The organism is Flavobacterium sp. 245, assembly GCF_004362055.1.
Taxonomy (GTDB): domain Bacteria; phylum Bacteroidota; class Bacteroidia; order Flavobacteriales; family Flavobacteriaceae; genus Flavobacterium.
Window position 1 is genome coordinate 25,085 of sequence record NZ_SNXB01000014.1, and the last position, 18,849, is coordinate 43,933.

General features: G+C 34.1%; 18 protein-coding genes. 3 read left to right on the forward strand and 15 right to left on the reverse strand.

Annotation, left to right across the window (positions count from 1 at the left end; all coding sequences use genetic code 11):
- Positions 1-6 precede the first annotated feature (6 nt).
- Together EV145_RS20505 and EV145_RS20510 are read right to left on the reverse strand one after the other, a co-directional pair.
- Positions 7-456, reverse strand: coding sequence for a GNAT family N-acetyltransferase (locus tag EV145_RS20505; RefSeq protein WP_133527057.1), 450 nt, complete (start codon positions 454-456; stop codon positions 7-9).
- Entirely contained in the window at positions 441-1,343 is a 903-nt protein-coding gene (locus tag EV145_RS20510; protein ID WP_133527058.1) for a LysR family transcriptional regulator, read from the reverse strand. Before EV145_RS20510 ends, EV145_RS20505 begins: the two co-directional genes overlap by 16 nt.
- 145 nt (positions 1,344-1,488) lie before the next feature.
- Here EV145_RS20510 and EV145_RS20515 point away from each other — a divergent pair, with 145 nt between their 5' ends.
- Positions 1,489-1,884, forward strand: coding sequence for a rhodanese-like domain-containing protein (locus EV145_RS20515; RefSeq protein ID WP_133527059.1), 396 nt, complete (start codon positions 1,489-1,491; stop codon positions 1,882-1,884).
- A gap of 46 nt (positions 1,885-1,930) precedes the next feature.
- On the opposite strand, the gene EV145_RS20520 is transcribed toward EV145_RS20515, so the two are convergent.
- The 3 genes from EV145_RS20520 to EV145_RS20530 are packed head-to-tail and all read right to left on the reverse strand — an operon-like array spanning position 1,931 to position 6,209.
- On the reverse strand, positions 1,931-4,324 hold the full coding sequence (locus EV145_RS20520) for a M28 family peptidase (protein ID WP_133527060.1): 2,394 nt from the start codon (positions 4,322-4,324) through the stop codon (positions 1,931-1,933).
- A gap of 11 nt (positions 4,325-4,335) precedes the next feature.
- Positions 4,336-4,683: a hypothetical protein gene (locus EV145_RS20525; RefSeq protein ID WP_133527061.1), complete on the reverse strand. Its 348-nt coding sequence runs from the start codon at positions 4,681-4,683 to the stop codon at positions 4,336-4,338.
- Positions 4,680-6,209: a bifunctional GNAT family N-acetyltransferase/carbon-nitrogen hydrolase family protein gene (locus EV145_RS20530; RefSeq protein WP_133527062.1), complete on the reverse strand. Its 1,530-nt coding sequence runs from the start codon at positions 6,207-6,209 to the stop codon at positions 4,680-4,682. The genes EV145_RS20525 and EV145_RS20530 overlap by 4 nt, the downstream gene beginning before the upstream one ends.
- Before the next feature lie 172 nt (positions 6,210-6,381).
- Between EV145_RS20530 and EV145_RS20535 the strand changes: the two genes are divergently transcribed.
- Positions 6,382-6,714 carry a single-stranded DNA-binding protein gene (locus EV145_RS20535; protein ID WP_133527063.1) on the forward strand — a complete coding sequence of 111 codons (333 nt, stop codon included), beginning with the start codon at positions 6,382-6,384 and terminating at the stop codon, positions 6,712-6,714.
- A gap of 73 nt (positions 6,715-6,787) precedes the next feature.
- Here EV145_RS20535 and EV145_RS20540 read toward each other — a convergent pair whose 3' ends face one another.
- From EV145_RS20540 to metG, 9 genes are all read right to left on the reverse strand, one after another.
- Positions 6,788-7,480, reverse strand: coding sequence for a DUF2461 domain-containing protein (locus EV145_RS20540; RefSeq protein WP_133527064.1), 693 nt, complete (start codon positions 7,478-7,480; stop codon positions 6,788-6,790).
- Positions 7,481-7,837: 357 nt separating this feature from the next.
- The gene (locus tag EV145_RS20550; protein ID WP_133527065.1) at positions 7,838-8,356 is read right to left on the reverse strand and encodes a ferritin; all 519 of its coding nucleotides are present in this window, start codon (positions 8,354-8,356) and stop codon (positions 7,838-7,840) included.
- Positions 8,357-8,450: 94 nt separating this feature from the next.
- Positions 8,451-9,887, reverse strand: coding sequence for a hypothetical protein (locus EV145_RS20555; protein WP_133527066.1), 1,437 nt, complete (start codon positions 9,885-9,887; stop codon positions 8,451-8,453).
- Positions 9,888-10,045: 158 nt separating this feature from the next.
- Positions 10,046-11,182: an OmpA family protein gene (locus EV145_RS20560; RefSeq protein WP_133527067.1), complete on the reverse strand. Its 1,137-nt coding sequence runs from the start codon at positions 11,180-11,182 to the stop codon at positions 10,046-10,048.
- A gap of 123 nt (positions 11,183-11,305) precedes the next feature.
- On the reverse strand, positions 11,306-12,688 hold the full coding sequence (locus tag EV145_RS20565; protein WP_133527068.1) for a hypothetical protein: 1,383 nt from the start codon (positions 12,686-12,688) through the stop codon (positions 11,306-11,308).
- Between the two features lie 37 nt (positions 12,689-12,725).
- Positions 12,726-13,355 carry a chloramphenicol acetyltransferase gene (locus EV145_RS20570; RefSeq protein ID WP_133527069.1) on the reverse strand — a complete coding sequence of 210 codons (630 nt, stop codon included), beginning with the start codon at positions 13,353-13,355 and terminating at the stop codon, positions 12,726-12,728.
- Entirely contained in the window at positions 13,355-14,062 is a 708-nt protein-coding gene (locus tag EV145_RS20575; protein ID WP_133527070.1) for an HAD family hydrolase, read from the reverse strand. Before EV145_RS20575 ends, EV145_RS20570 begins: the two co-directional genes overlap by 1 nt.
- Before the next feature lie 196 nt (positions 14,063-14,258).
- Complete coding sequence (locus EV145_RS20580) at positions 14,259-15,146, reverse strand: DMT family transporter (protein WP_133527071.1); 888 nt, start codon at positions 15,144-15,146, stop codon at positions 14,259-14,261.
- Positions 15,147-15,243: 97 nt separating this feature from the next.
- Positions 15,244-17,379 carry a methionine--tRNA ligase gene (metG, locus tag EV145_RS20585; protein WP_133527072.1) on the reverse strand — a complete coding sequence of 712 codons (2,136 nt, stop codon included), beginning with the start codon at positions 17,377-17,379 and terminating at the stop codon, positions 15,244-15,246.
- 341 nt (positions 17,380-17,720) lie between these two features.
- Here metG and EV145_RS20590 point away from each other — a divergent pair, with 341 nt between their 5' ends.
- A complete protein-coding gene (locus EV145_RS20590) occupies positions 17,721-17,948 on the forward strand; it encodes a CDGSH iron-sulfur domain-containing protein (protein WP_012022943.1) in 228 nt (75 codons plus the stop codon).
- A gap of 60 nt (positions 17,949-18,008) precedes the next feature.
- Here EV145_RS20590 and EV145_RS20595 read toward each other — a convergent pair whose 3' ends face one another.
- Entirely contained in the window at positions 18,009-18,740 is a 732-nt protein-coding gene (locus tag EV145_RS20595) for a hypothetical protein (RefSeq protein WP_133527073.1), read from the reverse strand.
- Between the last annotated feature and the right edge of the window lie 109 nt (positions 18,741-18,849).

Consider the following 18,849-nt stretch of genomic DNA (forward strand, 5'->3'; position numbering starts at 1 on the left):
AATAGCTTACAAATCCAGAAAAAAGCAAATTTTGTCTTTTCCTTTTGCGCCAATTCGGTTGTAGAATTTTATGGCTCTTTCGTTGAATTGAGGTGTTCGCCACTGCATGTTGACGCAGTTTTTGGCTTTTCCGATTTCTTTTAATTGGTTGATTAAAACTTCTCCAATGCCATAATTTCTGGCTTCTTCTTCCAAAAACAAACAATCCATATAAATAAAATCGCCGGCACTCCAGGTGGAGTAATTGAAATTATAAGAAGCGTAACCTACAATGTCATTTTCAGTGGCAACAACCAAACAAAATAATTTCGGATTTTCACTGAATAAGGCGTCTTTTAAACCTTCTTCTTTTCCCGTCTGATCATAATCGGCTTTTTCAAATTCGGTATGTTTTTGGCATAAAATGACCAATTTTGGTAAATCGGCTATTTCGCAGTTTCTTATTGTATATTCCATTGCAGGTTGATTTCGGTTTGTAAAAAGGTTATAAAATGATGAAAATAGGCGGGATATTCCTGATTGTCTCTTATGGCGATAAAATGCTTTCTTTTTAAGCCGTTTTTTCCAATTTTGATGGCTTTGATCGGATTGTTCTTTAAATGGGGTAATAAAGCCCATTTTGCCATCGACATGACGCCCATATCAGCTTTTACCATTTCGAGGGAAGCTTCGGTCAAAGGCAAAGCTGTAATCTTCTTCGGAGTCACTTTGGCTGGTGCCAAAATAAACTGATGAATCGTAACGGTTTCCATCGGAAGGGAATGAATCAAAAGATGTTCGTTGATAAAATCTTCCGCAACAACGTACTTTTTATTCGCCCAGACATGGTTTTCAGAAACCGCCATGACAACCTCATCCTGAAAAAGTTCCAGATATTTAATGTTATTGTCATTGATCTGATCACTAATAATCGCAATATCGATTGTGTTGTCTAATAATTTTTGAAGAGGAATATGCGTGGCTTCGGTTACAATTTTCAAATCTACATTCGGATAAAGTAAATGAAATTGTTTCATTACCGATGGAAGCCAGTGATAACTTGAGAAACACTCTGTGCTAATTCGGATTTCGCCATATTCTCCGAAAACCATTTGCTTGATTTGCGTTTGGGTCTGCGAAAGTTTATCCAGAATTTCATTAGCAAGCTCGTAGATTTTCTCTCCGGCTTTTGTCAAAACTAATTTTTTGTTTGTTCTCAGAAAAATGGCAGTTCCCAATTGATACTCAGCTTCCTTAAGCTGATGACTCAAGGCCGATTGTGTCAGATGAAGTTTGTCTATCGCTTTCGTGATGCTTCCTTCTTCGACAATTGCTTTTATCAATCTTAAGTGACGTATTTCCATTTTTTTTGAGAATTTATACAAAGAAACAAAATTTTCGAACGGCTTTTTCATGAAAAAAAGTAATCAACTTGATGAATTCTTTTCGTTTTTATGGTATATAATGTTCTTCTACTTTTGAAAAAACAAAATCATAAAAACTAAAAAAATGGAAGCACAAATTAAACATTATGAAAACAAATTGGCCTTTGAAATGGATCCTTCCGATTTGTTTGATGCCTTGAATAAAGGAGAAAAAGTTGTTGTTGTCGACGCACGAAAAGCTTTTGGATTTGAAGCAGAACATATTCCGACCGCCATTAATATTCCGCATCGCGAAATGACGGCTGAAAGTACACAACATTTAGATAAAGACGTTTTGTACGTGACGTATTGCGACGGAATTGGTTGCAACGCTTCGACAAGAGGCGCTTTGAATATGGCAAAACTAGGCTTTAAAGTAAAAGAATTAATTGGCGGAATAGAGTGGTGGAAGTTTGACGGATATGCCACCGAAGGTACAAACGGTATAAAAGCAGGACTGAAAATAGAATGTGCCTGCTAAAAGACAAAGGCCAACTTTACTAAAGTTGGCCTTTGTTTTATTTTATTTACTCTGGTTTAACAACCGCCGGTGCTAAACTATCTTTTACAACAGCCAAACTATCTTTTACTGGTGCAGTTTGGATTGCCGGCAGTGGCGCTGTGTATCTTTTTATTTTTTGCTGAATTAAAACGGCATCATTTAATACAAATGGAGTTGGCATCATCCAGTCGCTTCTTGGTTTTACTTTAAGCAATGGATTTGTCATTAAATCGAAAGAACTTTCAATTAAATCCATATCAAAAATAGATGATTTATTGATGTAAAACTCCATTTCAAGAGGTTCGTTGCCAACAACATAGTAACATAAGATTTTTGCGCCTTCACGTTCAAGTCGATTTGTTCTTGCACCCGATTCTGTAACGCCGTTTGCCTTGAAGTTGTAAAAAGTCATTTTTGGATTTGCAAAAATGTCATAACGGTTTACTTTACGGTTTGGCGTTATTCTAATTTTTAAATATCGTTTATTTCCTATTACACTGTCTCGTAAAAAAGAAATTGTAGGCTTTGGAACATCAACAACAGGCGCGATTGCGCTATAAGTAAAACCAGAATTGTATTTGCTGGCAAGCGGAAGACTGTTTAAGCCAACAGCTTTTTGATTTGTTTCTCCTAAATACGATTTTGTCCATTCGTCTAAGTTAACATCGTATGTTGTCCAAACTGCAGAATTGGTATTCGCATTGTAAACATATAATAAACTGTTCGATTTTGCTTTTCCGTGTTCGTATCCAGAATGATAGCCGGCATAGATGAAAAAGCCAATTGAAACCGCAAAAAATAACATTGTCCAAATCCCTTTTTTGATAAAAGCTCCAAAAATTGGAAGCAATAATCCGAAAGCTAAAACGGTTAGAATGGCACTTCCAAAAAGAATTTTTAAACCTAAACCAATTGGGAACATTACAATAAATGGCGCAATGATTATTAAAGCCGGTATAGAGAATAGTAAATTTACGCCTAAAATGTTATGTCCTGTGAGAACGTAAATTCCAAATAAAATTATTCCGAAATAAACTGGAACGATCAAGAATCCGGCTCCAACTAAACTATTTGCGATAAAGGCATTTATAATAATCCAAAGAAGCAATGCAGTCACAAAATGATTCATTGTTGATTTTGGATCAGAAAAATGGTGATAGAATGCAAAGCAAATGGCAATGCTCAGGGTTACAAACGCGCCAATATAAGCGTGACCGTTATAAGTGAATCCATTGAGCATATCTGAATACTGCGGATATATTTCCAGAACAATTTTCCAACCTAAAAAAGTTACTAATCCAGCAATAATTACCGCTCCTAAAAGTGGCACAAAACCTTTGAAAATCTCTCTGAAATTGATGATGTGTTTTGCTTTTCCGATAAAAATAAAAAGAATAAGTAATCCTAAAGCAATTATTGTCATTGGTGTTACCCAAGAAAACGGATAATTGATAAAAGAAAACGGAACGCTAAAATAAACATCGTCTTCGGCAGCATCTGTGGCATTCAAATCAGCATTTGATAAATATTTCAACAAAGGCATCAAATACGATCCCTGATGTGCCAATGTTGTTTTGTTTAAATGTTGTACATCATCTTGTTGCGTATGATAATTGTAATGTCCATCGATAAAAGCAAAATTAAAGCCTTGAATTTTGCCTTGCTCTCTAAAAACAGTTAAATCAGTGTCATTTGGAAGCATTTTATAAATGCTGTACATCAATGAATTTGAAACCGGATATGCTGCTTTTGCATTCGAAAACTCTTTTACAAGGGCTTTGTTTCCTTTGTTGGTTTCCATCAGCATATAACTTGGTCCAGATGATCCTCTTGCTTCAAAATTAAGGACTAGTCCAACATCTTTTGCCCAAGGATGTTTGTTTACAAAAAGTGAAGCTCCGTTTAGACCTAATTCCTCAGCATCAGAAAATAGAATTATAATATCATTTTTATGAGGTTGTTTTGCATATAAAAAAGCACGAATACCTTCAAGAATAGTGGCAACTCCAGAAGCATCATCACTTGCGCCTTTTGAAAAAGAATGTGGTGCACTGTCGTAATGTGAAAGAAGCAAAAGTGCTTTTGAGTTGTCAGTTCCCTTTATGCGAGCCAGAATATTTTTAGATTTTACTAAAAGCCCTCTGTCGTTAAGTGTAAAACCTTCTTGAGTTGAGGTTTCTAGACCTATTCTGTTTAGTTCAAGTTTTAAATAATTTGCTACTAATTCATGATTGGTTGACCCTACATAATGCGGTTTTTGCGCAATTATTTCTACCTGATTCAAGGCTCTTTCTGTCGAGAATTCTGCCAAAGCTTCCTCTTCCCGCGAGATAAATTGTGGCATCATTGTGGCATAAATAATGCCCAAAATGCCTAATACACAAAGAAATCCAAGAATTGAGGTGGGGTTTTTTTTCATGATGAATCGTACTATATTTCTTTTTTAACTAGCATAAAATAATCGTTGTCCAAGGAACGGTATCCTTGGTCGTACAGGAAATAGTAGGTATTCCCTGTTTTGGTCTGCAAGATATTGGTAAAGAAATCAAAATCAAAACCTTTATTTATCATTTTTTCCCGCGTTGCTTTCGATTTTCCTTCTGAATTTAATTCAGCCAAAATACGGTAATTTTTGCGTAATTTATTGTTTACATTCCGCATAAAATTGGTGGTATCTTTATTTATTTTATTGTTGTAGGTATTTCGGCAGCTGTCTGAACAGAATTTTTTGTCTTCACGGCCAACAATTTTTTCGGAACATTCGAGGCAAGTCTTCATGAATTAAGTTTTTTAATTTCGTATAAATCTGTTCTTCTGTCTTTTAAAGTATGAACACTTCCGTGTTCGTGAAGCTCTTTTAGCAAATTTAAATCAACATCAACAATTAACGTCATTTCTGTATTTGGGGTTGCTTCGGCTTTGATTCCGTTGCTTGGAAAAGCAAAATCGGATGGCGTAAATACCGATGCTTGTGCATATTGAATATCCATATTATTCACTTTCGGAAGATTTCCAACACATCCTGCAATTGCGACATAACATTCGTTTTCAATTGCACGTGCCTGTGAACAGTGTTTTACACGAGTATATCCGTTTTGAGTATCGGTTAAAAATGGCACAAATAAAATATTCATTCCTTCATCTGCCAAAAGCCTTGAAAGCTCAGGAAACTCGACATCATAACAAATTAAAATCCCAATTTTACCACAATCAGTATCAAAGGTTCTAAATTCTGAGCCGCCTTTCATTCCCCAATGCACTACTTCGTTTGGCGTGATATGAATTTTAGTGTACATTTCTGAAGTTCCATCTCTTTTACATAAAAAACCAACATTGTATAAATTCCCATTTTCCAGATACGGCATACTTCCCGTTATAATATTGATGTTGTATGAAATGGAAAGTTCTTGGAAACGTTTTCTGACCGGTTCAGTATGGCGCGCCAGCTCTCTAATAGCTTCTGCTTCAGATAAGTGATTGTAATCGGCCATTAATGGCGCGATGAAAAGTTCTGGAAATAAAGCAAAGTCGCTTCCATAACCAGAAACCACATCAATAAAAAATTCAGCTTGCTCAAAAAATTCTTCCAGATTATTAAGGGGGCGCATTTGCCATTGAATTAACCCAAGCCGAATAACGCTTTTTTCAAGATTGATCAGTTTTGGACTTTCGTCGTAATAAATGTTGTTCCATTCCAGCAAAACAGCAAATTCTTTTGATTCTTCGTCGCCTTCTAAATAATTTTTGATGATTCTTATAACGTGAAAATCGTTGCTGAGCTGAAAAGAGAGAACCGGATCATATAATTCTTTGTGTTTTACCTTTTCGATGTAATTTTTTGGACTCAGTTTTTTGGAATGCTGTGCGTAATTCGGAATTCTTCCTGCAAAAACAATTGCTTTTAAATTCAATTGTTCGCAAAGTTCTTTACGTGCATCATATAATCTGCGGCCTAATCGCAGTCCGCGGTAATTTGGATGAATAAAAACATCAATTCCGTATAAAATTTCTCCATTGGAATTATGTGTTGAGAAAGTGTAGTCGCCAAGAATCTGACTATAATTATGCTTTTTGTCAACGAGTTTTTCATCAACAATAAGCGATAATGCTGATCCTACCACTATGCCGTCTACCAAGATCACTAGTTGTCCTTCTGGAAAAATAGCCAATAATTTTTCAATATCTTCAGATTGCCAATATGAATTCGCCATTTCAGGATAAGACTGAATCATCGAATTTTTTAGCTGTTTGTAGTCTTCGATTTCCAAGTTACGAAGTTCAACTTTATTAATTTTTGTTTGCATATCGTAGGATTTATCTCAAATATACAAAAATATTTCCATTTGCAAACGCTTACAAATAGTTACAATCGAAAGTAAATAGTTTACAACCGAATATTTTAGCAATGGCGTCACAACTTTGCATTGTTGAATTTGATCAACGAATTTTTATAAGAACATTTAAAAAGTATACGCCATGAATGCAATGAAAAACAGAGTACAATTAATTGGTAACGTAGGTAACGATCCAGAAATTAAAACATTAGAAAGCGGTAAAAAGCTTGCGCACTTAACTATCGCAACAAACGAAATTTACAGAAATGACAAAGGTGAAAAAGTAACACAGACGGAATGGCATCGCGTTACGGCTTGGGGGAAAACAGCTGAAATTATCGAAAAATTTGTTGTCAAGGGAAAAGAAGTGGCTTTAGAAGGAAAGCTGACCCACAAAAGTTATGATGACAAAAACGGAGAAAAAAAGTACATTACCGAAGTTGTTGTAAACGAAATTTTATTGCTTAGTAAATAATCTTTGATTGAATGAAGCAAAACCCGACAGGTTTTTGAAACCTGTCGGGTTTAATTGTGTCGCCTAAAAATAGTTATAGAACCGAAGCCCCATTTATATCAGTAGTAAGCACTTCGCTCATATAATCAAAAAAGGGTCTCATGTTTTTAAATGCATCTAAAGCTTGCTCAAGAAAAAGTGGACTTAATACTTCTTCATCTGAAAAACGTTTTATAACCAAAAATTGTTTGAAACGAAGTAAATCAATTGCTGGATGATCCACTTCGAAGCCTTTTGGTTTTGTTTTCAGCTGCTCACCTTGTAAAGTTCCGAAGTTGCTGATGAAAGATTTTGCATTCAATATTTCCTGAAAAGTTTCAGGATCTCTTGCGAATTCTGCTCTTATTCGCTTTAAATCTTCGGCATTTGGTCCCCAAAATCCTCCAGCGAAAAAACTATTTCCTTTTTCTAAATGAAAATAATAACCGCCGCGTCTGGCAGCAGTTGCACGCGTAAAACTGCCTCCCCAAAATGTTTTAAAAGGAGTTTTATCTTTGGAAAAACGAATATCGCGATAAATTCTGTAGACGCTTTTTTTGCCAGAACTAGTTTCAAGAACATCAGTTTTAGAAAGCTCATGAAGAAGGGCGCCTGCAAAAGTTTCAATATGATTTAATTCGATTAAATATTCTGGTTTATGTGCATCAAACCAAGGTTTGTTATTGTTTTCTTTCAGCTGACATAAAAATTCCAGACTGGATTTTGGAATTATGATTTGGTTTTCCATATAAATTTAGAGTCTTTTAAATTGCAACAAGTCTGCAATTTAAAACTAAAAAACCCACTAGAAAAATCTGGTGGGTTTTTGTATATTTTGTTAAGCAGTTTTTTTGAATAAATCAAACATCGGACAACGTGAACAACGTTTCTTCTCACTTTTTTTGTATTTCTCACAACAAGAAGATTTACAGTTTTCCAACTTCTTAATGTTCTCAAGGATAGCTTTATTCTTTTTTTTCTTTTTATCCTTTTTCTTGTCCTTGTCTTTTTCTTTCTTGCCCAATTTTCCTCTGTATTATAAAAACAGTGGCAAATATATATCAAAAAAGTTATTTTTAAGTATTCTAAATAAACTTTAACTTTTTTATTTTGGGTTGATAGCAATCGAGCTGGTAACTGTTAATTGCTGAATATCACGGTCGAATAAATAAAGTCCGCCTTTATCTTCACCAATCAAGTTGATTTTATCCAAAATTGATTTAGCTGTAGCTTCTTCTTCGATTTGTTCAGAAACGTACCATTGCAAGAAATTATGTGTTGCATAGTCTTTTTCTTCAAAAGTTATGTGCACTAATTCATTGATAGATTTTGAAACAAAAAGTTCATGATTGTAAAGCTCTTCAAACATTTCTTTAAAAGTAGAATATGTTATTTTAGGGGCTTTTAGATCTGTAATTAGAGCGTGTCCTCCGCGTTCATTTACGTACTTAATTAATTTAAGCATGTGTGCACGCTCTTCATCTGACTGTGTGTACATGAATTGAGCAATTCCCTCTAATCCGTGTACTTCAGCCCAACAAGCCATAGAAAGATAAGTTTGCGAAGATTCTGCTTCTATGCGAATTTGCTTGTTTAAAGCTGTTTCAATATTTTTTGATAGCATAATGATGTCTTTTTTGTAAAATTAACAAAAATAATCCATTCCGCTTTTTAGAAATGGCTAAAACATCAGACATTTGGATTGATTCTCAATAAATTTAATTTCTGTTCAATGGAAGAGATTTTGAAAATATTGCTTTGTTAATAATTGGATTTCCAGCACTTTGATCCATAAAGCCATCGGTGAATTTGCGCATGATGTAGCTTTTTGAAACAGTGTCATAATATCCTAAAATGTAAAAATCGGTTACTTTTAGAATACTGATCATCGCAATGTTTTTGCTGGTACTCATAAAATAATTTAGATTATCAATTGCCAAAGGTTCAATTTGACTATCCTTTACAAACTCAAAATCAGAATTTATTGCTGTGTCAAAGAACACCATTTTGCTTGCATTTTGTACATTATTAAAACCGTCGCCATAATTTACACTCAGAGATTGATAGGAAGCAAATCCACCAAAAGTTACAAAAGTATATTGCCTGTTTTTGAAAGCCGAAAGTGTTGCATTTACAGTTGATAATTGTTTTAGGAATTTGGCTGTTGTTTTTAATTTCTGAGGTTTTTCGCCGTTTACCTGTAAAAACATTGGTGAGTTTTTAAAACTGATCGTGTCGTTTTTTGAAACCGAAATATTTTTTATGCTTTTACCCGAATCAAAATCTTTCAGACTGAACAGAAGCTGTTCGCTGTTTGCACTAATTTGATAGAGCTTATTTTCAAGATAAAATGAGTTTGTAGTTTTTGGTCCTGTTTGCGTGTCGGGCGTGTCAAAAATTTTCTCCATGACCTCATTAGTTTGCATATTTAGACTAAAAACCTGAGTATGTTTTGTGTTGTAATCAAATGTTAGAATAATTCGTTCGTCCAGAACATACATTTTGCTTTTCTTTTCGGTTTTGTCCAAAGCAGAAAAATCGTCGGTTTCCATTTTTTCAATCGGGTAGTGGTATTGAACAAGTGCGCTGAAAGAAACAGCCTGACCTCTTTCATTTTGAAAAGAAAACGGTGTGAAATTGAACATTTTTATTTCGCATTTATCATTTTTAAATTGAAATAAAAGCAGATGCTCCTGATCTTTTTCTTTGGAAAGAACATAAAATGTATTGTTTTTCTGGAAAGAAGTAATAATGTTTCCTGTATTTGCTGGAAAATCAAAACTTAAAGCATTTGATGTTTTTGTTTCCAGATTGTATTTTATTATGCGGATATTTTTGTGATTATCAGACCCCCAATAAAGTGTTGGGTTTCCATCTTCGCCAAAGCTATAACCCATCATCACTCTCTTTTGTTCAGCTCTAAGAGTATCTTTAAACTGATTTGATAGAAACAGAGATTTATTATATTTTAAAATATTGATTGTTTTATTGTCAGAAGCAAAAACAAATACTTCATGAGTTTTGATGTTTTCGGCATTTATAAGCTGGCCATTCTCTGAAGGTTTATTTAAATTTAGAACAGAAGAATTTAATATAGTCTGGCTGAACAATATTGATTGCGAAAGCAGAAGAAGGAAAAGCAGTATTTTTTTCATTAGGATTTGGTCGGATATATTTTCAAAATTAATGAAATAAAATGATTTTTTGCAAAAGGAAAAATTTAGTAGCTACTTGAACAATTTTCTATTTTCCGAATTATAAAAAAGCCCCAAAGAAATTTCTTTGAGGCTTCAGTTTTGAAATAGGAAAGAGATTATTTTACTCTGAAAGTAACTCTTCTCGCTAATCTTCTTGCTTCTTCTGATTCTTTTTGGATTGAATTATCAGCTCCTTCAGAGATAACATTTAATCTTGATGATGCAATGCCAGCTTTTTCTAAAATGGTTTTAACATTTGTTGCTCTTGTATTAGCTAACTTATTGTTGTAATCAGAACTTCCTACTTGATCTGCGTGACCAACAATATCAATTGATGCAGATGGATTTTTTCTTAAGTAAGATAAAATAACATCAATCGCCGATGTTGACGCTTCAATTGGAGTTGATTTGTTGAAATCAAAATAAACACTGTAATATTTATCGTTGATCATCTCTTTAACAACATCTTTGTCGGCTAGAACGGTGTTTGTCACCGGTTTTTCTACAATTACTTGTTTTTCTGGAGCTTTTTTGATTTGCTCTTCAAGGCCTGCTACTTTGTTTTCTAACGCTGCAATATAAGCATTGTCTGATGTTACAACCCAGTCAGCATGTTTTGTATTTTTTCCTAAGTAAACTTGTAAACCAACTGTTCCGTTAAAAAGCAAACCTGAAAATCCTCTGCTACCAGTTGCTGCAGCTCCGTCAAAAGTGTGATCTTGATAGGCATTTAAAATTGTACTCATGTCAGCTGTCAAAGCGACTCTATCAGTTAATCTCACTTGTCCTGTCAAACCAGCAATTGCATTTCCAATTCTGTCTCTAACATGATAGTCTTTGTTTTCTAATTGAGCAACTCCAAAACCTGCGTGCGCTAATAAACCAAATGTATTGGTCCAAGTTTCAAAATTCATGATGCGACCTAAGTTTGCTACAGCCTGTAAGTCAACTCTATAATACTTAGAGTCAAAAGGCATTGAACTGTCTTTTTGTTCGGTTAAACTATTGTATCCAAAATCAGCTTTCAAACCAAACTTGTTGTTAAGCATATACCTTACTCCCAAGTCAGCCGTGAAAGGACTGATTCTTGAGCTGTAATAATTACTTGATGTGAATGGACGTTGCGCTTTGTTAAAACCGCCGTCAAGTTCTACAGACCATTTATTAAAATTATCTGCCGACTTAGTTTCTGTTTGTGCACTTACACGCATGATGCTTAGAGCAAAAGCCAAGGTAATTACAATTTTTTTCATTGTTATTTGAGATTTTAAATTCGCGTCAAAAAAACAATGTATTGTAGGAATAATCATCCATTAAAAGATATGATTATATCAGAATAGGGTAAGTTATTTTTTCTTTTAGTACAAAAAGGCATATTAGTTATATCCATCTGTAAATTTGCGAAGGACGTAGTGTTTCGTTTTTAAATCATAATAGCCTAAAACACAATAATCTTTAAATTTTAGAATACTTTGCATTCTGATTTTTTGGTTTTTATCTATAAAATAGTAGATTTTGTCTGTTGCAAGCGGTTCTTGTTCGCTAGTGGTTATGTTAAAATTTTTATCCCAAATGCTTTCAAAATATACAGATGTTTCGTAAAAACTACTCGGGTTATTTCCATAAAAAACATTTTCTGGATTAGAAATTTCATAAGAATCAAAAATGAGTTTTTTAGTAATACCTGCGACGGTTATAAAGATATTTTGCTGATTGGTAAAAACGGATAAACCTATTGTGCCATTTGATAATTGTTTTAAAAAAGCAGCAGTATTTTTTAACTGTCTAGGTTTACTATTGTTTTTTTGAAACTGAAATGGTGAATTTTTGAAACGTATAGTATCATTTTTGGCAACATCAAAATGCTTCATGACTTGATCGGAATTATAATCTCTTATTTCGAATAAAAGTTGCTCTTCATTCGTATTAATTTGAAATAATTTATTGTCACGAAAAAAAGAATTAGATGTTTTAGGTGCTTTTTTGCCTAGAGGCTGAGGGAAATATTTTTCTTTTATTTCAAGAGTGCTTAAGTCTATATCAAATAATTGTGTGTTTTTAATAGTGTTATCCAAGGTTAAAATGATTCTATCCTTGAAAGGATATACTTTTACTTTTGAACTCGCTTTATATATTGAATTGTATTCATTCGGTTCCATTTTTTCTATTGGATTTTCTTTCAAAATCTGGCGAAAATTTAGATTTGTAGCATTGTTGTTTTGGAAATTAAATCTGCTGAAATCAAGTTCTTTTTGTTCTACTAATCCGTTTTTAAAAATATATAAAATAAGTTTTGACTGTGATTTGCTTTCAGCAAGCATGTAGAAAGAATTGTTGTTTTCATATTCTGCCCGAAGAGTTTGTGTTTTGGCAGGGAATAAAAACTGAAGGGCTTTTGATCTTTTGTCTTCAAAATAATATTTAATTATTGTGATAATGCTGCCATCTCCAGAACTCCAATATAAAGTGGGATTTCCATCGTCGCTAAAGCTGTAGCCAATTAAAAGTGCGTCCTCGGTGTATTGAGGTGAAAAAGTAAATTTATCTTTTAAAAATAAGGCGCTATTGTACTTTAAAATTGTAAGTTCCTTGTCTGTTCGTGCAAAAACAAATACTTCATTTGTTGCATTATTTGCTGCAGTCAAGATCTGAGCAGATTTTAGTTCTTTATCGAAATTTAAAGGATAAGAAGTTAATACCGTTTGACTTAATAAAACGGTATTATAAAATACAGCTAATAAAAGGTAGATTTGTTTCATGTGTTTTTACGCACAAAAAGTATTCCAGTTTTATTCTCTAACCATTCATCAATTCTTGAAAATTATCTACAAATTTACCCAAATGTAATCCATCCATTAATCCATGATGAACATATACGGCCATTGAGATTGTTCTTTTGCCTGTTTCAGAAACCATCATTTTGCCAAAAGAAACTTTTGGACAGCTATCTGGAAACGTAAAACTTCGGGCGTGAGTAAGCGAGGTAAAGTTTAACCATGGGATGGCTGAAAAATGAATCAAATTATCATCATTAAATTCCCTGGTGAAAAGTCCGGATGTCTTTTGAATGCGTTCAATTTCGGCTAAAGCATTTTGTTTGAAGATTTCAAAATCTGAATTATATTCGATTAAAGAAAACCCGAAAGTTCCGTCTTCACGCCCAATCGTTGCCGATGCATCAATACGATCATTGATGTATATTTTATCTTCTAAAATTCGGTATTTAAAATTTTCAACCGAATTTACAGCTACTAATGTTTTATGCAGGTAATAAATAAAAAAAGAAACATTCAGTTCTTTGGCGGTTTGATACGCTTTAGTGCAATCAATCTCGACTGTTGCGCCAAAAAAAGGTTCTTCCATTTTGCTGAAATGGGCAAAATGTTCTTTTCTGTTCCAGTTTTCTAGGTCTAAAAGTGTTTTCATTATATTAAATTTGGAACGACTTCGGTAATATTTTCAAATGAACTAAAATGTTCGTGTTCTACTTTGTGATTGATTTTTTCGTGTTCCCAAGTGGTATGAAACGGAATATGAACTGCATACCCGCCAATTCCTAATACTGGAAGAACATCTGATTTAAGCGAATTTCCAATCATCAAAAACTCATGCGCTTTAATGTCTAAACGGCCTAAAAGTTTTTCATAATCAACTTCTTGCTTGTCTGACATTACTTCGATATGGTGAAAATAGTGTCCTAAACCAGAACGATGCAGTTTGCTGTGCTGATCTTTTAGATCGCCTTTTGTAGCGACAACGAGTTTGTATTTTCCGTGAAGTGCTTGTAAAGTTTCTTCGATTCCATCCAGAAGTTCGATTGGTTTTTCCAGAAGTTCTTTTCCGTATTGAATGATTTTTTCGATGACTTCCATCGGAATCGTGTTATTAGAAATATTCATGGCAGCTTCAATCATTGAAAGAATATAACCTTTTATTCCGTAACCGTATAAAGGCAGATTTGCAATTTCAATTTTGAATAATTCCTGCGAAATTCCTTGATGCGAAAGATAATCTTCCATTAAAGCACAAAATTTATTTTCGGTTTCCTGAAAATAAGGTTCGTTTACAAATAAAGTATCATCGGCATCAAATGCGATCACTTTTAAATTTGGTATTTTGTTTTTATGTAACATAATGTTTTTGTTTCAAGTTTTTGTTTTGTTTCAAGTTTCAGGTTTTTCGCCACAGATTAAAATGATTTTAAATGTTTTTTAAAAATATCTGCGCCAATCTGCTTTAATCTGCAAAATCTGCGTGAAATTTTACGGTACTAATTAAAAAATAAATCTGCGTAAATCCGCCAGAATCCGTGCCATCCGCGTGCCATTCTCAATCCTCAGAAAACAGTCTTTTTAATGAAATTGTCTTATCGTAAAACGTAATTCGAATTCCGAAAAGCAGAATGATACCGCCAAAAACCATCTGTAAAGTTATTTTTTCTTCTAAAAACAACCAAGCCAAAATGGATGTAATTACTGCCTGACTCAATAAACTCAGTGAAACTCTCGTAGCGCGCATATGTTGCGTCGCATAACTGATCGAAAGCCAAGCGCATAATTGACAAATGACAGCCTGCAAAACCAATACAAACCAGCCTATATTTGAAAATCCTGTAAAAGGTTCGTTTAAAGCGTAACAAAGAATTCCTAAGTAAATACTCGAAGCTAATAAACTGATCGTCATAAAGGATAAAACATCAACTTCTGAAAGTACATTTTTGCTGACCAAAAGATAAATGGAATACAAGATTCCTGATAAAACAGCAAACAGAAAGGCTTGATCAAAATTCAAATCAATAAAAAATTCAAATCCAACCAACGTTATCATTCCGAACAAGGAAACAATGGTTCCGATCCAGAAATTGGTTGCTGGTTTCGATTTTAAAAATAAAAAAGTACCAATTCCAACCCAAACCGGAGACAAATTAGTTAACAGCGATGCCTGCGTTGCGCTGGAATCCTGAATTGCAATATTCCAAACGGCAACATCAGAAGAAAATAATACACCGCAAAGCATTGCCAAAAGCGTAAATTTTAAACTTGGGAGTTTAAAGTTTTTACTCAAAAGTGTATACGGCAAAAGCAAAACAACAGCAAAGAACATTCGGTAAAATGCCGAAATTAATCCTGGTGTTAATCGTAATTTGACCAATATCGGAAAAATTGAAATGCAGAGTATACCGCAGATTAATGCTAATCTTGGTTTAGTGAGTTTCATATTATCTAATTTTTTAGGCTTGTAGGTAAAAAGAAAATTGCGTGAATCAATTAAGAATAATCGACTCACGCAATTTATATAACTATATAAATCTAATTTAGTTTACAGTCGATCCGTTTGGAGCATCAGCATCTGGATTTACAAAAACCAATTTTCCTTCAGCATTTGTTGTCATTAAGATCATTCCTTGACTTTCAACACCACGAAGCGCTCTTGGCGCTAAGTTTGCTAAAACAGAAACACGTTTCCCAATGATTTCTTCTGGAGAAAAACTTTCTGCAATTCCCGAAACAATGGTACGAACGTCAATTCCAGTATCTACTTTAAGAACCAAAAGTTTATTTGCTTTTGGCATTTTTTCAGCTTCCAAAATTGTTCCAATACGGATATCCATTTTCGCAAAATCCTCAAACTGAATTAAATCTTTTTGCGGTTCTGGCTGTTTGCTTTCAGCTAAATTAGCTGTTTTTGTTGCTTCCAATTTATCTATTTGTTTTTGTATTTCTTCGTCTTCGATTTTAGCAAAAAGCAATTCTGCTTCGCCAATTTTGTGTCCAGCCGGAATTAAATCTGAATTTTCAGCAATATCATTCCATCCTAATGTTTTATCAAGAATGATGTCTTTTGCATCATGATCTTTCTCTTTCAAAAACTTGCTGAAACCAGCAAAATGTTCTTTAAGATCACCTAAATTCAAGATTTTAGAAAGTTTCGCCGATGTAAAAGGTAAAAACGGTTCAGCTAAAACGCTCAACGCCGCAGCAATTTGCAATGCCACATACATTTGCGTTTTTACACGCTCTGGATTGTCTTTCATTACTTTCCAAGGCTCTTCGTCAGCAAGATATTTGTTTCCTAAACGAGCAACATTCATCAACTCACCTAAAGCTTCACGGAATCTGTAACGCTCAACCGAACTTGAAATCACAGCCGGATACGCTTTTAATTCGGCTAACGTTTGTTCGTCAACTTCAGAAAATTCATTTGGCGTCGGAATAACTCCTTCGTAATATTTGTTGGTTAAAACTACAACACGATTAATGAAATTCCCGAAAATCGCCACTAATTCGTTGTTGTTTCTCGCCTGAAAATCTTTCCAAGTAAAATCATTATCTTTTGTTTCCGGCGCGTTTGATGTTAAGGCATAACGCAAAACATCCTGCTTGTCTGGAAACTCTTCTAAATATTCATGCAACCAAACCGCCCAGTTTTTAGAAGTCGAAAGTTTGTTTCCTTCTAAATTCAAGAACTCATTTGCCGGAACATTGTCTGGTAAAATGTAGCTTCCTTCGGCTTTAAGCATCGCAGGGAAAATGATGCAGTGAAAAACAATATTGTCTTTCCCAATAAAGTGAACCAGCTTCGTGTCTTCATCTTTCCAATATGGTTCCCAATCTTTTCCTTCGCGCGCTGCCCATTCTTTCGTAGACGAAATATATCCGATAGGCGCATCAAACCAAACATATAATTTTTTTCCTTCGGCACCTTCAACCGGAACATCAATTCCCCAATCTAAGTCGCGCGTTACCGCACGAGGTTCTAATCCGCCGTCAATCCAAGATTTTACTTGACCGTAAACATTAGGTTTCCAGTCGTTTTTATGTCCTTCTAAAATCCATTTCGTTAAAAAATCAGAATATCGGTCTAAAGGTAAAAACCAGTGTTTCGTTTCTTTTAAAATAGGAGTTTCTCCAGTGATAGTTGATTTTGGGTTGATCAAATCAGTAGCATTCAAAGTCGATCCGCATTTTTCGCACTGATCTCCGTATGCTTCTGGATTATCACATTTTGGACAAGTTCCAACAACAAAACGGTCTGCTAAAAACTGATTTGCTTTTGCATCGTATAATTGCTCGGTAACTTCTTCAATAAAATCGCCTTTGTCATATAAAGTCCTAAAGAATTCTGAAGCCGTATCGTGATGAATTTTTGCCGAAGTTCTTGAATAATTGTTGAAAGAAATTCCGAAATCTGAGAATGATTTGCGGATAATTCCGTCATATTTATCGATAACTTCTTGTGGTGTAATTCCTTCTTTTTTAGCTTTCATTGAAATTGCAACACCATGTTCATCGCTTCCGCATATAAATGCAACGTCTTTTCCTTGCAAACGCAAGTATCTCGAATATATATCTGCAGGCACGTAAACCCCCGCCAAATGGCCAATATGGATTGGTCCATTAGTATAAGGCAATGCTGCTGTAATAGTATATCTTTTTGGATTCTGTATCATAACTCAATTTTATTGAGTGCAAAAATAAGCAATAGAATTGAGAATTTGTTAGTACGTGGAGATTCGCTGAAGTTTTTGCTACGTTTTAATCTCGCAAAGTCGCAGAGACGCAAAGTTTTTTACGCAATCTTGTCATTTCGAGGCGCGAGAAATCCTAGCAAGTAGCTCGACAAAGATTGGTAAATTTCCATGCGGAGTTTCTTGCGAGGATTTCTCGCGCCTCGAAATGACAAGATTGGGTGAATTGGTTTGTAAAATAGAACCAGTTTAAACTACGATTACTACTTATAAATAAAGATATATTTTGCAACCTTTGCCGAAGAAAAAACAAAAACAATCTTATGAGCAAGACAAAACTTATCATCAATAAAAACGGATCAATAAAAATCGAAGGTGATTTTGAAATCATGGATCCAGAAGGAGCACTTTACGGTTTGCAAGGAAGATCAGCATTAGGACTTTGCCGTTGCGGATTATCTGCAAACAAACCATTTTGTGATGGCGGACACAGAAACAACTTTGAACATGATTCTGTTGCGTTTGATTTACCTCCGATGAAAACAAACTAAACTTTCTTAGTTTTTAAATACAAAAAAGCTGCATTATTTAATGCAGCTTTTTTTATCTATTTATTTTACTTGTGATATTCCTTTTGGCAATCGATATAAAACAGTTTGAGTATGCACCGTACCTGTTTGAGTGTCTTTTGAAACAGATATAGTTTCAGGTGCCTCAAAAATAAAATCTGACTCTAGTTTGAAAAATTCTTTATGGATAATCTTATCAACGGAGAGTTTTGTAGCAGTAGTATCTTGTGTATTATTTATACTTCTCACTTCCTGATCTGCGTAATCTACAGTTCCTTCAATATAAGAATTCAAATTGTCTACGTTATAAACCCATTTTCCGTTGTCTAGTATGTTTATTGTTTTTTTCTTTCCATTAATGCTTATTTCGTTTTCGCCTAAGGGAGTGTCGATCACAATAAAATCATTTGGAGCAACGGTTTTAGTTGTTGAAGCTATTGTGACTTCTACTGGAACAGCGTTTCCATTGTCAATATAAAGTGAAGTTCTAAAACTAGAATATACTAGAAAAAATGCGATTACAGCTCCTAGTGGTAGGAAAAAATAACTTGATTTTTCTAACTGAAGAGGCATCCCTTCTTCGTCCTCGTTATCAGCAATAAATTGTTTTCTGCTTTTATAAACGTAATACAAAGCGCCAATTACTAAAATTACATTTATGGGGGCACTTATGAAATCTGGGATTTGATTAAATGTACTGTATAATAAATAATTAAGTACATAAAATAGAAAAATTGCGACAGCAAGTCTAATAAGAATTACGATTCTATCCATTTTAATAGTTGTTAAAAGTAGATTATGGGTTAAGTATTAAATGAGCCCAAATATATCATTATTTTTCATCTTTTAACAATTACTGTTTTAATTCTGCATCAAATAGTGT

Coding starts and splice junctions, on each gene's coding strand:
- EV145_RS20505 (WP_133527057.1), bottom strand. CDS start 456: ATGGAATATACAATAAGAAACTGCGAAATAGCCGATTTACCAAAATTG.
- EV145_RS20510 (WP_133527058.1), bottom strand. CDS start 1,343: ATGGAAATACGTCACTTAAGATTGATAAAAGCAATTGTCGAAGAAGGA.
- EV145_RS20515 (WP_133527059.1), top strand. CDS start 1,489: ATGGAAGCACAAATTAAACATTATGAAAACAAATTGGCCTTTGAAATG.
- EV145_RS20520 (WP_133527060.1), bottom strand. CDS start 4,324: ATGAAAAAAAACCCCACCTCAATTCTTGGATTTCTTTGTGTATTAGGC.
- EV145_RS20525 (WP_133527061.1), bottom strand. CDS start 4,683: ATGAAGACTTGCCTCGAATGTTCCGAAAAAATTGTTGGCCGTGAAGAC.
- EV145_RS20530 (WP_133527062.1), bottom strand. CDS start 6,209: ATGCAAACAAAAATTAATAAAGTTGAACTTCGTAACTTGGAAATCGAA.
- EV145_RS20535 (WP_133527063.1), top strand. CDS start 6,382: ATGAATGCAATGAAAAACAGAGTACAATTAATTGGTAACGTAGGTAAC.
- EV145_RS20540 (WP_133527064.1), bottom strand. CDS start 7,480: ATGGAAAACCAAATCATAATTCCAAAATCCAGTCTGGAATTTTTATGT.
- EV145_RS20550 (WP_133527065.1), bottom strand. CDS start 8,356: ATGCTATCAAAAAATATTGAAACAGCTTTAAACAAGCAAATTCGCATA.
- EV145_RS20555 (WP_133527066.1), bottom strand. CDS start 9,887: ATGAAAAAAATACTGCTTTTCCTTCTTCTGCTTTCGCAATCAATATTG.
- EV145_RS20560 (WP_133527067.1), bottom strand. CDS start 11,182: ATGAAAAAAATTGTAATTACCTTGGCTTTTGCTCTAAGCATCATGCGT.
- EV145_RS20565 (WP_133527068.1), bottom strand. CDS start 12,688: ATGAAACAAATCTACCTTTTATTAGCTGTATTTTATAATACCGTTTTA.
- EV145_RS20570 (WP_133527069.1), bottom strand. CDS start 13,355: ATGAAAACACTTTTAGACCTAGAAAACTGGAACAGAAAAGAACATTTT.
- EV145_RS20575 (WP_133527070.1), bottom strand. CDS start 14,062: ATGTTACATAAAAACAAAATACCAAATTTAAAAGTGATCGCATTTGAT.
- EV145_RS20580 (WP_133527071.1), bottom strand. CDS start 15,146: ATGAAACTCACTAAACCAAGATTAGCATTAATCTGCGGTATACTCTGC.
- metG (WP_133527072.1), bottom strand. CDS start 17,379: ATGATACAGAATCCAAAAAGATATACTATTACAGCAGCATTGCCTTAT.
- EV145_RS20590 (WP_012022943.1), top strand. CDS start 17,721: ATGAGCAAGACAAAACTTATCATCAATAAAAACGGATCAATAAAAATC.
- EV145_RS20595 (WP_133527073.1), bottom strand. CDS start 18,740: ATGGATAGAATCGTAATTCTTATTAGACTTGCTGTCGCAATTTTTCTA.